Genomic DNA, 15,678 nt, shown 5'->3' with positions numbered 1-15,678 from the left:
CTCCTTTAGCTTTATACTTTTATTCTAACAAATAAAAAAACTGTGTGAGTAAGAAACCGTACGCATTTCTTACTTACACAGTTAATATTACACTCCCAGAAGAATAAATTTATTCCAGTATTAACCAAAAGAAGCCGACCTCCATTACAATCAGGTCGGCTTTACCTATTTTAAACCTTCCCATTCTCGCCTCAAGATCCCCATCTTAATAGCATCAAAATATTCACCGTTGACGACTCTTGCTTCTCTTACTCTTGCTTCTTCCTTCATTCCGAGTTTTTCCGCAACCCTTATCATTCTGCTATTGCCAGACCATGTTGACATACCAAGCCGATGTATAGCAGTAGATGCAAAAAGATAGTCCATCCACTGTTTATAAGCCTCTGAACCATAACCGCCGTTCCAATAGTTACTGTCATAAATCACTATCCCGGTTTCTAACCAATTTGTGTTTTTATCCACCCAATAGGAGCCAACATATCCAATCACTTTATCAACAGTTTTGATAACTAGTGATGATGGAATACCTTCGATAATCTCTTGCCTCCATCCTTGCTTATACTCTTCCTTTGACACCCTCTCCTCTTTGATATAAGGACCATTCCACTTTTTTGCCGCTTGTTCTTTCTCTTCAAACTTCCAATAATATAACTCCGCTATATCACTATCGGTTGCTTCTTGTAAGAATACTTTATTTCTATTTATTATCGTCATATGTATGTTTTATCCTCCAACCTTTAGATCTGTTGAATCATCATCTATCTATTTCCTCTAACGGAAAAAAACATTATAAATGATCATAGCAACTATTATCACCACAATCAAGATTCCAGTACCTTTCCATCCTAAACTTCCAACTAAATCAGCAATTCCACCACCGTGAATACTGCTGGATGGATTTCCTTTCAACTCCTGTTGTCTGAATCGTTCTCTTCTTTCCTCTGGTGTTTGATTACTCATGGAAAAACCCCTTTCTTTTATACATATTCATTCCTTCTCTTTTTCCAGCAACTCAATAATCCGATCCAGCTTCTGTTCAATATTTTTCTCTTTCCCTGTGGGTGTATAACCATTGCCGTCTCCATTGTCTTTGAAGAATGTCCCAACACTATGAAAAATAAAAGCTATTAAACATATAACTATCATAACTATTAATATTAACCAGCCCATACTGCCGAGTACTTGCCAATTCATGTTATTTTCTCCCTTCCTTACTATTTATGGTTCACTAATGCCAATTGCTAGTAATAAAAAATACACCAATATGAGAACGGTTCCATTTGTAACTAACCCAAGTATAAAAAGTATCCTTTTTTTGGACATGATGAAAGTTGCAATACTAAATAAAATTCCTAATATTGAAAGGATACTATAAATCTTAACAACCAGTTTCAAATCGACATTCGGGCCACGCATGATAAAAAATATCAAAATATTAATCAACACCATTACTATCGATAGATAACCTAATGTAGTACCTACTTGTATTTTATCCATCTCTTTTGCCCACCTCACTTTTTAACAATAAGCAAAATTTCACCTTTTCCCAAATGATTAAAAAATGTATTACTACCAATTTTAACATAAAATAACAAATGATTTGCTATTTCTTCTAAGAAAACCGGGCATAAACCTGGTCGCTTCTAATGAACTTAAAAATATATAGCTACCTATAATACGAAATATGTCAACTAGCTGCTTAGTGGTCATTTTGAAATGTTTCATGTGCTGGGATACCGCTCCGGCCAACCACTTCGCGTCCTGCAGAGCATATTTCCGGAGCTTTGCTAAGCAGATGAAATCTTTGAATATTACCACAACTTCAGACAGTCCACTTTACATAATCCGTATTATAAGAACCTACATTTTATTTTATAATAATAGAAACAGACCAAATCACCCTTGATCTGGTCTGCTCATCCATTACTATTATTTTTTCAACACTTTCACATCATACGATGTTAATGTTACATTTCCTGATACCGCTTCCCCTGTTACATGATCCTGGTATTCTCCTTCAGCAAGCGTAATATCCTGGCTTTCACCGGAGAAGTTCATCAAGAATAAATAATCATTCTCGCCATCAGTACGGACTTGTGCACTGACACCAACTGGCAGCGTTCCGCCTGTTGCCCGTGTTAATCCTGCCTGATCTGCTAATTTTTCAAAGAATTCCTTATGGAAGGAACGGTCATTACGAGAAGCGATATAATAGGCTTTACCTTGTCCAAAATCGTTAACTGTCAAGGCTGGTCTGCCTGCATAGAAATCACTGCCATATTGTGCTAAAGCCTGAGCGCCTTCCAAATGAATCAGGTCACAAAGTTCTTTCGCCTGATATTCCCCGCTCAATCCTAATTCATTATTACCGATTACTTTTACATGATTCGTCTGGCCATCATATAAGGCATCTATTTCTTCTGACCAGATACCTAACGTTTTACGTAATGGACCTGGGAATCCGCCTAAGAAACATAAGTCTGTCTCATTAACGATTCCAGACCAATAAGTCGTGACAAACGTTCCGCCATTTTTAACAAATTTCTCCATGTTCTCGCCGACACCTTCGCGAACCATATATAACATTGGCGCCACGACTACTTTATACTTAGAAAGATCTTTTTCGGAATCAATAACATCAACCGCAATACCTTGCTCCCAGAATGCCTGATAATGCTCGGTTACTGTACGCTCATAGTGCACACCACTGTTACGTGGACCTTGCGAATCATTGACAGCCCAACGATTTTCCGTATCAAAAATGATCGCTACTTCTGCATCTACTGTCGTTCCTACTACTTCGTCTAATTGGGAGAGATTTTCTCCCAATTCTTTTACTTCTTGAAAAACCCGGTTATGTTCACTGCCAAGATGATCAACGACTGCCCCGTGAAACTTCTCACTAGATCCACGGCTTTTGCGCCATTGGAAATACTGTACAGAGTCAGAACCATGAGCAACCGCTTGTAAAGATGATAAATTATGCATGCCTGGCTTTTTCAATTTACTGATTGGCTGCCAGTTCGTTAAGCTTGGCGTGCTTTCCATCAATAAGAATGGCTGACCATCTTTTAAGGAACGGAACCAATCATGGTTCATCGCTGTATAAGCTGCTCGATAGGATGGATCACTTGTATCATGCCACAATGGGTAAGAGTCCCATGAAATAATATCGATATCATCCGCCATCTTCGCATAGTTTAACGGTTCAAATAATTCCATAAAATTTGCCGTTGCTGGCATCTCTGGTTTTACTGCCTTTAACGGTTTCACTTCATGACGATAAAAATCTAATGTTTGGTGTGTAACAAAGCGTTTCCAATCAAGGTTTAATCCATGTACCATGGATTCCCCGTGCGGAGCTGGTGACTCCACTTGCGCCCAGCTGGAATACGTATGACTCCAGAACGTGGTCCACCACGCATCATTTAAAGCATCCAATGTTTGATATTTTTCCTTTAGCCAATCACGAAAGGCTTCCTGACAGTAATCACAATGACATTCGCCACCATATTCATTGGAAACATGCCAGCCGATTACTGCCGGATGCTCTGCATATCGCTCCGCTAATTTCGTGTTCATTGTCGTTACTTTGTCACGATATACCGGGGACGTATAACAGTGATTGTGACGTAAACCGTGTAAATTACGGACACGATTCGCCTCCACTCTTAACACTTCCGGATATTTCTCTGACATCCATGCAGGTCTTGCCCCACTTGGTGTCGCCAAAAACGCAAATATACCGTTTTCATGGAACGTATCCAATAATTTATCCATCCATTCGAAAGTAAACGTTGCTTCCTCCGGCTCTAATTTCGCCCAGGAAAAGATGCCGACCGACATGACATTACAGTTGGCAAGCTTCATTAAACGAATATCTTCCTCCAACACTTCCGGATACTTTTCCCACTGTTCCGGGTTATAGTCTGCTCCGTGTAACATTTTTGGTATTTTTTCACTTACTGGTTTGAATTTCATGTTATCACCTGTCTTTCTTGTATGTTATTTATTGAATGCATCTAACCCTGCTAACTTATTGCCTTGATTATCAAATAAGGTTAGGTGAGACCAATTATTTTCATGCCCAACAGACCACGTATCTTTTGAAGGTATCCAGCACGGCTCCCAATAGTATATGCCTTTTCCTAATTGATCAGGCGTTTGTTTGACGGTTTCAATCAGCTTTTCTAAGTAAGCCTTTTGCCCCTTTTCTGTCGCTGGATAGCCCGGTACTAAATTTTCACGAATATCTGGTTCATCATCCACATTTGGAATATAGTCTGGAAGTGCCCATGGATAAGCTACCTCAACCACAATAATTTCTTTTTGATAGCGCTGAGCCACATCTGCCATATTGTACTCAAAGTCTTCATAAGGACCATGCCACCATGGATAATAGGATAGCCCAATCACATCATAGTCAAGCTTATACGCTGCCATTTGGTCATAGAACTTGCGCGATCCCGGATTATCTCCACCTCTGTCAATATGAATCATCGTTCTCACTTGAGAATCCACATCTTTTACAGCATTAAGTCCTGCTTTTAGTAAAGGGATAATGCCATCCCAGTTCTCAATTTCCTTACCTTGTTTCTCAAGATAAATCTTTCCTTCTTCCCATAACATGCCATTGGTAATTTCATTTCCTATTTGAACCATATCAGGGAGAAGGCCCTCTTTTTGAAAGGCTTCCATTACTTCTTTCGTATAACTATAGACTACATCCACTAATTCTTCAAAACTTAATGTTTCCCATGCTTTCGGTTTTATCTGTTTACCAGGGTCTGCCCAGTAGTCTGAGTAATGTAAGTCTAACAAGAACTCCATATTATAAGCTTTTATACGTTTGGCCATTTCAATCGTTCTATCTAAATTCGTATATCCCCCAGAGGGTGTATGCCATAACCGAAGGCGTACAGCGTTGACACCAGCTTCATCTAATATTTGATAAACATCCGCTGGCTGCCCGTCTATATAATACTGTCCACCTTCAGTTTCCACCTCATCTACAAATGAGAGATCGACACCCTTAATAAACTCTTTATTTGTCATGCATTACTCCTCCAAATCTTCCTTATCCTTTTGTTCCTCCTGCAGTCAAACCGGAAATTAAGAAGCGCTGTAAAAACAGATAAATAATCGCAACAGGTATCGCAATCAATATCGCACCAGCGGAAAATCGTGTGAAATTATTGGAAAACTGATCATTGATAAAGTTAAACAAACCTAAGGCAATTGTATAGTTTTCTGGACTTCTTAAAATAATCGAAGGCAAGATAAAATCAAATAATGGTGTCATGAAATTGAATAACGCAACCACTGCAAGAATCGGTTTTGCCAGTGGCATAATAATACGAATAAACACCGTAAAATGTCCCGCACCATCAATTCTGGCAGCTTCATCAAGACCTTTTGGAATCGTGTCTAAATAACCTTTCACTAACCATGCATTAAATGGAATTTGACCACCGATATATATCAGGATTAAACCGGTAAGTGTATCTAGCAGCCCAATTAAATGCAAGAAAATATATAATGCAACCATCGCCATCATTACCGGGAACATTTGCAGGATCAAAAACGTATAGAGACCTGATTTTTTCCCGATAAATTGATATCTAGAAAATGAATAAGCGACAAAGGATGTGATAATCACAGAAAATAACGCAGCACACCCCGATACGATCATACTGTTTTTGTACCATGTCAGATAATCACTCTTTGGATCAGTGAACAACCATTTATAATGCTCAAGTGACCAATCCTCCGGAATAATGGTCGCAGAATAGAGACTGTTTCCTGGATTAAGTGACATACCTACTGCCCAGATAATCGGATATATAATGATCACTGCCATAAATGCAAAGATGCCATATATGCCGACAAGCTCCAAGTTTGATTTTAATTTAGGACTCATTATATATTCCCCTCCTCTTTAAATGAACTAGTACGTCTAAATTGGAAAATAGCAAAAATAGAAACCATTAAACCAATAATTAACGAAATAGCAGCCGCCATACTGTAGTTATTCGTTTCAAATGTCAGTTTATAAACCCAAGAGATTAAGATATCCGTTCCTCCGGCATTTTGACCTTGTACGGCTGGTCCACCTTCATTAAATAGATAAATAATATTAAAGTTATTAAAGTTTGTTGTGTATTGAATGATTAATAATGGTGCTGTTGCAAACAAAACGTGTGGCAGGGTAATATTTCTGAATTTTTGCCAACGGGTCGCACCGTCCACTTCAGCAGCCTCATACCATTCAGAAGATATACTCTGCAGTACCCCTGAAAATAGCGCGAATACAAATGGATAACCTAACCATGTCTGAATCATGATTAAGACGATTTTCGTATAAAATGGATCAGTTAACCAAGGTAAACCATCTCCACCTATCAATGGAATTATAATATCTTTATTAATAGCACCAAACTCATCGTTGAACATAGCCGCAAAGATTAAAATAGACACAAAACCTGGAACGGCCCAAGGTAAAATCAGAATCGTACGGATCGTTTTTTTGAATTGGACACGCTTATCATTTACAAGCACTGCCAGAATCAGTCCGACTACTATTTGGAACGATGTCGCCACTAATGTCCAGATAATCGTCCATACAAATACGCTGGTAAAGGTATTCTTCCAGAGATCAACCGTCACTAAATCTGTGAAATTACCAAATCCAATCCACTCTACTAGATTTCGTGGTGGTGAGTTATATAAGTCATAATTTGTAAATGCTAACGCAATCGCAAATAATAGTGGAAAGACCACTGTAAAAATTAACAAGATAACTCCCGGAAGCGTCATAATGTAAGGAAATGCTTTATCATACAAATTTTTTAATGATTGTTTGATTCCAGGTGAAACCCAGCCATTGTTAATTTGGATCGCTTGTTTTCGCGCATCAATTACGTTCAAAACATAGAACGTCCCTGCTATTGCCAGTAGGAGCAAAGCAACAATACCATAAACCAATAAATAAATGGAATGGTCTACACCAGGTATTGTTCCCAGCGTGATAATTCCCCATAGTCCTAACCAGAGAAAGTCGAAAGTCGCTAAAATAAAGGCAATTTCCAATATGATAAAAGAAATTCCCTTCACATAGCGTCTGTTATACAATTGTCCAAGTCCTGCAAGTAATATGGAAAGAACCATAGCAACATTCGGGTTTAATTTTCTTTGAAAATCAGAAGGCTGTCTGTTTATATTTATCCCACTTGCCATCTGTACCACCTCTTTATTCTGTAAAATCCAAAATGGAGGAGCTGCCATTAAGACAACCCCTTATCCTATATTAATTAGTCCCCATCGTATCGATGTTATCCTTAATTGACTGAACAGTATCTTTTACTGCGCTTTCTACATCAGATCCGTTGTTAATCAATTCAATCGCTACGTCCATATCCCATACTGGTGACATTTCTGGGATATTTGGCATCAATGCACCATGTGGTACTTGCTCCGTATATCCTGCATAAATTGGATCATCCACTGCATCTAAAATTTCAGGTTTTGGCGGTAATTCACCTGTCACATCATAGTAAAGCTGAGAATTTTCGTCATTCGTCATAAACTTAGCAAGATCTGTTGCCCATTCTGGGTGCTCACTAAAGTAAGATACTAGCCACGATTTAACACCAACAAATGATGGAGCAACTTCGCCATTCATTTTTGGAAGTGGCGCTGTTGCTAAGTCATCTCCAAGCGCTTCTTTATAAATAGGCATATTCCATGGACCACTTACAACCATACCTACCTTACCTTCTTTAAATAAACCATCTAAAACATCTACTGTTAATGTTTTCGGTAGTAAACCTTCATCGATAAAATCTTTATATTTTTGTAAACCTTCAATTGATCCTTCATTATCCAAACCAATATCAGTTGGATCATAGACTCCATTTTCTTCACCAAATACATATCCGCCGTATGCGTTCATGAAAGAATATAGATAATAGAATTCTGGTGATACTAAAAATCCATACTCATCATTACTTGCATTTGTTAATTCTTTCGACATTGCCAGGACATCATCGATTGTTTCTGGAGCAGTATCAATTAAGCTTTTATTATAGTAAGTAAAATATGTTTCAATTGCGACTGGTGCGCCATAAATGTCCCCTTCATAAGTAAAGGCATCCATCGCAACGTCTGTAAATGCTGCTTTCTCTTCTTCTGTATATTCAATCGGAAGAGCAAGCCCTTGTGCAACGATATCTCCTAAGCTATCTTGCGGTTGGAAGAATAAGTCTGGTCCATCACCAGTTGGTCCAGCAAGTGCTAATTCCTGCACTTGATCCGGAAGTGCTACACGTTCAACGCGAACGTTAATCCCTGTTTCTTCTGTATATTTATCAAACATTTGAGTTGCAACATCTTCTGCAATATCCTCATCATTTACCCAAACTACTAATTCTTCAGGCTTATCTGTTTCTGTTGTATCTTGTCCCTCTTCAGTCGTTCCTTCGTTCTCGTTAGTTGCTTCTTCTGCCCCTTCACGTTCAGGTGCACATGCTGCAAGCAATAGAATAAATGCTACCATTACTAATAATCCCCACAAAGTTTTGCTTCTCGCCAACTTCATGACCTCCTTAATAAAATTAATTTATTATCTCTACACTCATTATTATAAAGCGATTACATTTTTAGGTATATATCAAATTCTTCTAACTTACTTTCAAAAAACAAAACCCGCATCATTATTGATGCAGGCTTCGATACGTGCTAGGCGTTATCCCTTCTCTTTTTTTAAAGGTTGAAACAAAATGGCTGACCCCATTAAATCCAACTTTTTTAGCAATTTCCTTTAACGATAACTCCCTGTCTGTAATCATAATTCGTTTCGCTTCTCGGATACGTAATTGAACAAGGAAAGAGTATGGACTAATGCCAAACGTATCATGAAACATTTTGTTTAGATGCTGAGAGCTTACTTCCGCTTTTTCTGATATTTCATACAAGCCAATATCTTGTGGATAGACTTGCTCCAACCATTCTACAATCACTTTAATTTTTTCAAAGGATTGTAATACGGATAACCGGTCATTCATTTTTCCGTATTTCTTCAAATGCATGATAAATTGATATAAATCAGCGGAAATTTCATGTGACAAATGATGCGGATCCTGATCATTTTCGAGTTTGATTATCATTTTTTCCATATTCTGATGAAACGAAATATCTTCCGTTTCTTCATACAAAGCGGAAAAGTTCATGTCTAACGCATTCAAGATCGCGTCAATCGCCGCTCCAGTAAATGTTATATAATACGTTTTCCAATGTGTTTTTGCATCATGATTGGAATAGTAACTATGTGGTGTGTAAGGTGTCAATAGAATTCCTTTTCCCTTTGGCAGAGAAAAAGTCTGATTTGCTAATTCAATAGTCCCTTCTCCATCCACTGTTTGGAGCCAATGATAGTATGGGTATCCCTCAGGTCGATGAAAATCTAATTCATAGGGATTATACCCGATACTTTCTATATACAAGGGCAATGGATTCTCGGATACAGAAAAAGTAAATCGTTTTTTCTCATCCATCAGCTATCCCCTTTCTTCTTGTAATCTGATAGAACTACTTTCTCTATTATAATTGAAAAATGGAAGAGGAGCCAAATTCTTTTTAACATTGAGCAGTTAGCTTCAGCTGTGCCCCGCAGGACACAAAATGGTTGGCCGGAGCGATGTAGCACATGAATCATTTCAAAATGAACATCTAAGCTAGTTAACAAAATCCGCATTATTAGACCATTCTTTTATTTAAACTCCATAACAATACATTTCCTTCATTCACCTAAATGCTTTTAGCAACAAAAATACGACTAAACACATCCGATGTATTTAGCCGCTTCCTCTTCATCTATTCAATTCATATTCGGTTCAAATAATTCACTTAAAATCAAAGCAACTGCACCTAAGGCGGAGCCGTATTGCCCCAGGTTAGAAAGGGATACTGGTGTTTGTTGTGCTTGGTCGGAAATGGTTCTTGTCTGGATGGTTTCGACGATGGGGGCTAAAATAAATTCACCCGCTTGTGCCACGCCACCTCCGATAATAATCGAACTCGGATTACAGACATGAATCAGGTTTGTGAGCGCAATTCCTAAATAATTCCCTGCTTCTTCTAAAATATTCTTTGCCAGCTGATCCTCATCGACTGCCGCCTGGTGAACCATTTCCGCTGTGATCATTTTAGAATGTTTTTCTAGAAGTGATGGATTACCTTCTGCCAGCAGTTCCATAGCTCGCTCTCCTATAGCAGGACCGGAAGCAACGGTTTGCAAACAGCCATCATTACCACATGTGCATCGCTTACCTTTTAAATCGATCGTCATATGGCCAATTTCACCAGCTATCCCATGTTCACCGCTAAATAATTTGCCATCGATGACAATACCAGCACCAATCCCTCGACCAACATTGACCGCAATCATGCTTCTGTGCGTCGTTTTATTCTCAAACCACGCTTCTCCTAATGCTAATGCTTTGGCGTCATTCTCTACCTTCACATCCATGTCAAAATGTGCTTCAAGGTGTTGTTTGATTGCTACATCACGGAGGTTGAGGTTAGGCGCAAATATGGATATCCCCTGATCCGCGTCGACCACCCCATGCATGGCAACACCTATACCAATAAATTGTAAGGAATCGTGCTTTTGGGTTAATTGCGTGACTACCTCCACCAGCATTTGCAAAAAGGCCTGTTTTTGAATCCCTGTGGTTAAAGGATGCTCCTGCTCATCGATGATATCCCCTGACAAATCAGAGATAACAAATTGAATATCCTCCGGTCCGACATCAATGCCAATAATATAGAATCCGGTTGTATTCAACACCAGCATGGTAGGCTTTCGGCCGCCTTGCGAAGCACCAAGCTGGCTTTCTTTGATTAAACCTTGCTCTAATAATTCTTTGACAATCGTTCCTACTGTTGGTGGTGTTAATTGCGTTTCCTTAGCAATTTGAGCACGTGAAATAGAGCCAGAGGTACGAATTTTATTAAGAATAATTGATTTATTTAATGATTTCATCCATTGAAAGCTTCCGCGCAGCATCATGTTCCCCAACTTTCTTAATATACTTTACTAAGTATACCACATTATTTGTGTGTCATTAAATGATTCTTGTGGACAACATGATAAAGATCTTTAAATGCGATATGCCGTTCATTTAACTGGGATGGAGATTCCACTCCCGCTGCTGATGCAATGTTATATAGACCTTCTCTAATCGATAGTACATAATTAGTGACACGATATGATTTTTCCTCGATATCTAAGCCCCGTTGCAATTTTGGATCAGTAGTCGCTACACCTACAGGGCAATGATTGGTATGGCAGACTTGAGCCATGATACAGCCAGTTGTAATCATAAAAGCACGAGCCGCCTGCACTAAGTCGGCACCAAGTGCTAACGCTAAGGCCATCCGGTCAGGTGTAAATAATTTACCTGAGGCAATAATCTTCACCTGGTCACGTACACCAGCTTTGATTAATGCCTGGTGCAAGATCGGAATCGCTGATTTTATCGGTAATCCGACACTATCTGTCAGCTCTTGAAAAGTAGCACCGGTTCCACCTTCCCCGCCATCAACTGAAATAAAATCGGGAATCTTTCCAGATGTTTTCATCACCTCTGCTAACTGATGAATCTCCTCTTCCTGTCCAACGACGATTTTAATTCCGACCGGTTTTTCGGACACCGATCTGACCTCTTCCACAAAATCTAATAAACCGTAGACATTATCAAACTGATGAAAACGGTTTGGACTGTCGTTGGCCTTAAATGGTTCAATCCCTCGATTACGCGCAATTTCTTCTGTTACTTTCTCTGCTTCCAAATGACCGCCTCTTGTTTTGGCACCTTGTGCTAGCTTTATTTCAAATGCTTTGATTTGTGTGATCGCTGCTTTTTGTTTTAACTGTTCCCATGACATCTTTCCGTCACTGGTACGCACACCATATAAGCCGGGACCTATCTGCATGATGATATCGACATTCCCTTTGAAATGATAGGCAGACAAGCCGCCTTCTCCTGTATTCATCCACGTACCACCTGCACGACCTAAGCCAATGGATAAAGCACTGATAGCCCGATCCCCGAGTGCACCGTAACTCATCCCAGACATGCCAATCAGTCCTCGCAAACGAAAAGGGTGTTTGACGTTAGGACCAATGACGACCTCATGTTCTTCCTTTAATAAATAAGGGGATACTTGCTTCGATTGACGATGTTCTTTGCGCGAAAAAAGGTTTTCTTTGTCAACGTGATAAATTTTTGTATCGATAAGTGGTGAATGCTGGATTGACAGCTCTTCTTTTAACTTCGGAAACAGCGTATTTCTTATATAATACCCTTGTTGGTCAAAATCCCGTTTGGAGCCAAATCCCTCTAGTCGTCTCTTATACTTTGCCGGCAAGACAACATCTTGATAATCTTTTCTCGAGAAAGGTTTTCCGGTATTATCCTCTGTGAATAAATACTGTCTCAATTCAGGACCGATACTTTCCAAGAAATAACGAACCCTGCCAATCAACGGGTAATTCTTAAGTACAGCATGCCTTTTCTGATTTCGGTCAGTTAAAAAGGCATATAGCATTAACAAGCCTGGAATGATTAGAATAACCACAACCATACTTAACAAAATCACCGATGCCATCTCCGCCATATCCGTCCCCCGCTTTTTTCTTATACTTGGTACACTTTACATTTTCACTACGTCGAGCTTTTTCATTGCAAAAATTTTATAATTCCTAACGCAAAAAATAAAAGGTATGGAAAGTTTCCATACCTCATTGTATTAATAGGGACCTCTAATATGATCATGCACGTCATTTTTATAAAAGTTTTGTAATCTTTTAAGCTCAGTTTCTGTGAAATCAGGCACTTCCATCGTCGCCAGACTATCCTCGACTTGCTTGACCGTTTTAAATCCTGGAATAACTGAGGAAACAGCGTCATGACTTAAGATCCACTTCAGTGCAGCTCTTGTCATATTACCTCGGCCATCTTTGATCCAATCCAGCTGATTACTCAATTCCACTCCTTTATCAAATGGTAGTCCGGCAAAAGTTTCACCGACATTAAAGGCTTCTCCATTTTGATTAAATTTTCGATGGTCGTCTTCTTCAAATTGATGACCAGACGAGAATTTACCTGTTAAAAGTCCGCTTGCCAATGGAACCCTTGCTAAAATTCCGACATTCTTTTGCTTGGCTACCGGGAACAGTTCCGTAACAGGCTTTTGCCGGAAGATGTTGAAAATGACCTGCAGCGCATCGACGTTAGGGTTTTCCATTGCTAATAATCCTTCCTCCACCGTCTCCACACTGACACCGTAATGGCGTATTTTCCCCTGCTTCTTCAATGAATCCAATACGTCAAATACGGCACCATCTCGAATTATCTCGATTGGTGGACAATGGATTTGAATAAGATCCAGTTGTTCACGTTCCAACCTTCTTAGACTATTCTCTACATAATTTGTGACGGCGGCTTCGGAATAATTGGCCGGATCATGAATATCTCCAGCACGACAAAATTTCGTAGCAATGTGAATTTGATCCTCTTTACCTTTCGTTGCTTTTGCCAACAGTTCCTCACTGTGTCCATCTCCATAAACATCTGCCGTATCAAAGAAATTAACGCCTGCATCCATCGCTCGCGCTAACCCATTGAGGGCTTCTGTATCATTCGTTTGTCCCCAAGCACCTCCTATCGCCCAAGTACCAAAACTCAATTCACTGATTTTCATATCTGTTTTTCCAAATTGACGATATTTCATAATCCCTCTCCATTTCATTCATTTTGATGAATCCAGTACGTGACTGCGCTTTCACTTTCTATTATACATAGGCCTTCTGTTAAAACAAAAATAATCCGCTTCCTGTTGAAAACACTTCCAATATTTATCATCGTACACTGCTGCATGATTTGATATGATAAAGTGAGACTTCAATCAGTGAGGGTTTTTGACCCCACTGATTGCTAGCGAAACTTATCAGGAAGTTATCGTCCGTTTATCCCCCACTTAGCTTCTTATTTATCTCTCGCATCTTGAGGTGGGGGTATTACGGACGGTTAGCGCCGTGATAAAATAGAAGCAGGATTTCCTTAATAAGGAGGACAAATCAATTAATGAAAGAATTTTATAAAGTTTTAATCGTAGATGATGAAATGCTGATCCGACAAGGCATTATTAACTATATAGAATGGGAACAGGAAGGCTACAAAATAATTGGCGAGGCATCGAATGGTGAAGAAGCTTTAGAACTACTTGAAACCTATCAGCCGCAGATTATGATCACAGATATTGTCATGCCAGGTATGGACGGAATTGAATTAGTGAAAAAAGTCAAAGAAAACTATCCCGATACAGAAATCATTGTCTTAAGCAGTTTTGAAGATTTTGATTATGTACGGCAAACCTTCCAGAACGGCGTTGCGGATTATATATTAAAGCCGAAATTAAACACGACAGAATTAATTAAAACTCTCAATCGTGTCACGGTGAGACAACAGAAGTCACCGACCATCCAAACGAGCAATTCATCTGTTCACTGCATATTAAAAAAAATGATTGAAGGCTATCATTCACATCGGGATATGAACACTATCCAAGAACAATTTCCATACGATACCTTTGTATTGGTGGAAGCGCTTTGGAGTAAAAAACATCCACCAAGCCTGTCAAAGCAACAGATGACTACTCTCTTTAAAAAAGAGCTAAAAGATGTCATCCATATAGATATTCCTGTACAAGACGAAGGTATTCTTTTTGTTACGAATTTTGTTACGGATGACTTACAGCATGTTAGAACGGCCGTTGAGAATTGTCATAAGGCAGCTGCTTCATCATCTGTAAAGTGGATTATTGGACAACCTTTTGACTCTATTGATCAATTAAAAGAAATATATGAAACAAATCAGAAGAAGCTGCAGCAATATCATTTTTATTTAGCAGACCGAAAATTGCTTGCCTATGATCAGTTACCTGCACAGGATGATACACAACCAGATTTTGACTTGAATCATCTGATTTACCTTATCAAACGCAAACAGTTCCAGGAAGCTTTTATCTACTTAAATGAGCATATTGGGATTCTCTCTCATCAGTATGATCGAGATGCCTTTGAATTCAAATCCTGGTTAGAGAATATTATCTTTAATATCATCGTGCTGCTTGGTAACATGAATTATTCCATAAAAGAATTGGAAGCAGAAAAATACAGCTACTTCTCCGACATTAATGATGCTTTTCATATTCGTGAAGCGATCGCCGTATTTGACGCATTTATTGCCAAAGTAGAAAACTTAGTGTTACCTTCTAATATCGAAACAACATCTAATATTCAACTGCTGCTTGATTACATCGATGATCATTATGAACAACATTTAACTTTAAAGACATTGGCTGATCATTTTCATTTTAATCCTTCTTATTTATCCAGTTACTTCAGTAAACATCATCAGGAAGGATTTAGCGAATACTTAAATCATGTACGCATCAAGAATGCAATGAAGTTATTGCAAACTACCGATCTGTCCATATCTGCTATCAGTGAAGAAGTAGGCTATTCAGATCCTAGTTACTTTACCAAAGTATTTAAAAAAGTAGCATCCGTATCTCCAAGCACATTTCGGCGGGATAATAAGACAATGAATTGAG

General features: G+C 38.9%; 14 protein-coding genes. 1 reads left to right on the top strand and 13 read right to left on the bottom strand.

Annotation, left to right across the window (positions count from 1 at the left end; translation table 11 throughout):
• Positions 1–165: 165 nt before the first annotated feature.
• The 13 genes from MUN88_RS08560 to MUN88_RS08500 form a co-directional block, all read right to left on the bottom strand.
• Positions 166–714: a GNAT family N-acetyltransferase gene (locus MUN88_RS08560; RefSeq protein WP_244723325.1), complete on the bottom strand. Its 549-nt coding sequence runs from the start codon at positions 712–714 to the stop codon at positions 166–168.
• A 57-nt stretch (positions 715–771) separates the two neighbouring features.
• Complete coding sequence (locus MUN88_RS08555; RefSeq protein ID WP_244723322.1) at positions 772–960, bottom strand: DUF6366 family protein; 189 nt, start codon at positions 958–960, stop codon at positions 772–774.
• A gap of 27 nt (positions 961–987) precedes the next feature.
• A complete protein-coding gene (locus MUN88_RS08550; protein WP_244723319.1) occupies positions 988–1,194 on the bottom strand; it encodes a DUF4083 family protein in 207 nt (68 codons plus the stop codon).
• 24 nt (positions 1,195–1,218) lie between these two features.
• Positions 1,219–1,497 carry a hypothetical protein gene (locus tag MUN88_RS08545; protein ID WP_244723316.1) on the bottom strand — a complete coding sequence of 93 codons (279 nt, stop codon included), beginning with the start codon at positions 1,495–1,497 and terminating at the stop codon, positions 1,219–1,221.
• A gap of 432 nt (positions 1,498–1,929) precedes the next feature.
• The gene (locus tag MUN88_RS08540) at positions 1,930–3,981 is read right to left on the bottom strand and encodes a beta-galactosidase (protein WP_305852499.1); all 2,052 of its coding nucleotides are present in this window, start codon (positions 3,979–3,981) and stop codon (positions 1,930–1,932) included.
• 24 nt (positions 3,982–4,005) lie between these two features.
• Positions 4,006–5,055 (bottom strand): glycoside hydrolase family 53 protein, encoded by a 1,050-nt coding sequence (locus tag MUN88_RS08535; protein WP_244723313.1) that lies wholly within the window; start codon positions 5,053–5,055, stop codon positions 4,006–4,008.
• A 22-nt stretch (positions 5,056–5,077) separates the two neighbouring features.
• Complete coding sequence (locus MUN88_RS08530; RefSeq protein WP_244723311.1) at positions 5,078–5,920, bottom strand: sugar ABC transporter permease; 843 nt, start codon at positions 5,918–5,920, stop codon at positions 5,078–5,080.
• Positions 5,920–7,236 carry a carbohydrate ABC transporter permease gene (locus MUN88_RS08525; protein ID WP_244724412.1) on the bottom strand — a complete coding sequence of 439 codons (1,317 nt, stop codon included), beginning with the start codon at positions 7,234–7,236 and terminating at the stop codon, positions 5,920–5,922. Before MUN88_RS08525 ends, MUN88_RS08530 begins: the two co-directional genes overlap by 1 nt.
• Before the next feature lie 70 nt (positions 7,237–7,306).
• Positions 7,307–8,596 carry a sugar ABC transporter substrate-binding protein gene (locus MUN88_RS08520; RefSeq protein ID WP_369809964.1) on the bottom strand — a complete coding sequence of 430 codons (1,290 nt, stop codon included), beginning with the start codon at positions 8,594–8,596 and terminating at the stop codon, positions 7,307–7,309.
• Positions 8,597–8,711: 115 nt separating this feature from the next.
• Positions 8,712–9,551 (bottom strand): AraC family transcriptional regulator, encoded by an 840-nt coding sequence (locus MUN88_RS08515; protein WP_244723308.1) that lies wholly within the window; start codon positions 9,549–9,551, stop codon positions 8,712–8,714.
• 323 nt (positions 9,552–9,874) lie between these two features.
• Complete coding sequence (locus MUN88_RS08510) at positions 9,875–11,065, bottom strand: ROK family transcriptional regulator (protein WP_244724409.1); 1,191 nt, start codon at positions 11,063–11,065, stop codon at positions 9,875–9,877.
• Positions 11,066–11,109: 44 nt separating this feature from the next.
• On the bottom strand, positions 11,110–12,678 hold the full coding sequence (locus MUN88_RS08505) for an FMN-binding glutamate synthase family protein (RefSeq protein ID WP_244723307.1): 1,569 nt from the start codon (positions 12,676–12,678) through the stop codon (positions 11,110–11,112).
• A gap of 132 nt (positions 12,679–12,810) precedes the next feature.
• Positions 12,811–13,794: an aldo/keto reductase gene (locus MUN88_RS08500; protein WP_244723306.1), complete on the bottom strand. Its 984-nt coding sequence runs from the start codon at positions 13,792–13,794 to the stop codon at positions 12,811–12,813.
• Between the two features lie 353 nt (positions 13,795–14,147).
• On the opposite strand from MUN88_RS08500, the gene MUN88_RS08495 reads away from it, so the two are divergent.
• Positions 14,148–15,677 (top strand): response regulator transcription factor, encoded by a 1,530-nt coding sequence (locus MUN88_RS08495; protein WP_244723305.1) that lies wholly within the window; start codon positions 14,148–14,150, stop codon positions 15,675–15,677.
• Position 15,678: the final 1 nt, after the last annotated feature.

It is taken from the genome of Gracilibacillus caseinilyticus (assembly GCF_022919115.1).
Lineage (GTDB): Bacteria > Bacillota > Bacilli > Bacillales > Amphibacillaceae > Gracilibacillus > Gracilibacillus caseinilyticus.
The sequence above is the reverse complement of the archived record's forward strand: the minus strand, read 5'-3'. Positions and strand labels throughout refer to the sequence as shown.

Bases quoted from the DNA above. Each gene is read 5' to 3' on its own strand.
- MUN88_RS08560 (WP_244723325.1), bottom strand. From the start codon at position 714: ATGACGATAATAAATAGAAATAAAGTATTCTTACAAGAAGCAACCGAT.
- MUN88_RS08555 (WP_244723322.1), bottom strand. From the start codon at position 960: ATGAGTAATCAAACACCAGAGGAAAGAAGAGAACGATTCAGACAACAG.
- MUN88_RS08550 (WP_244723319.1), bottom strand. From the start codon at position 1,194: ATGAATTGGCAAGTACTCGGCAGTATGGGCTGGTTAATATTAATAGTT.
- MUN88_RS08545 (WP_244723316.1), bottom strand. From the start codon at position 1,497: ATGGATAAAATACAAGTAGGTACTACATTAGGTTATCTATCGATAGTA.
- MUN88_RS08540 (WP_305852499.1), bottom strand. From the start codon at position 3,981: ATGAAATTCAAACCAGTAAGTGAAAAAATACCAAAAATGTTACACGGA.
- MUN88_RS08535 (WP_244723313.1), bottom strand. From the start codon at position 5,055: ATGACAAATAAAGAGTTTATTAAGGGTGTCGATCTCTCATTTGTAGAT.
- MUN88_RS08530 (WP_244723311.1), bottom strand. From the start codon at position 5,920: ATGAGTCCTAAATTAAAATCAAACTTGGAGCTTGTCGGCATATATGGC.
- MUN88_RS08525 (WP_244724412.1), bottom strand. From the start codon at position 7,236: ATGGCAAGTGGGATAAATATAAACAGACAGCCTTCTGATTTTCAAAGA.
- MUN88_RS08520 (WP_369809964.1), bottom strand. From the start codon at position 8,596: ATGAAGTTGGCGAGAAGCAAAACTTTGTGGGGATTATTAGTAATGGTA.
- MUN88_RS08515 (WP_244723308.1), bottom strand. From the start codon at position 9,551: ATGGATGAGAAAAAACGATTTACTTTTTCTGTATCCGAGAATCCATTG.
- MUN88_RS08510 (WP_244724409.1), bottom strand. From the start codon at position 11,065: ATGCTGCGCGGAAGCTTTCAATGGATGAAATCATTAAATAAATCAATT.
- MUN88_RS08505 (WP_244723307.1), bottom strand. From the start codon at position 12,678: ATGGCGGAGATGGCATCGGTGATTTTGTTAAGTATGGTTGTGGTTATT.
- MUN88_RS08500 (WP_244723306.1), bottom strand. From the start codon at position 13,794: ATGAAATATCGTCAATTTGGAAAAACAGATATGAAAATCAGTGAATTG.
- MUN88_RS08495 (WP_244723305.1), top strand. From the start codon at position 14,148: ATGAAAGAATTTTATAAAGTTTTAATCGTAGATGATGAAATGCTGATC.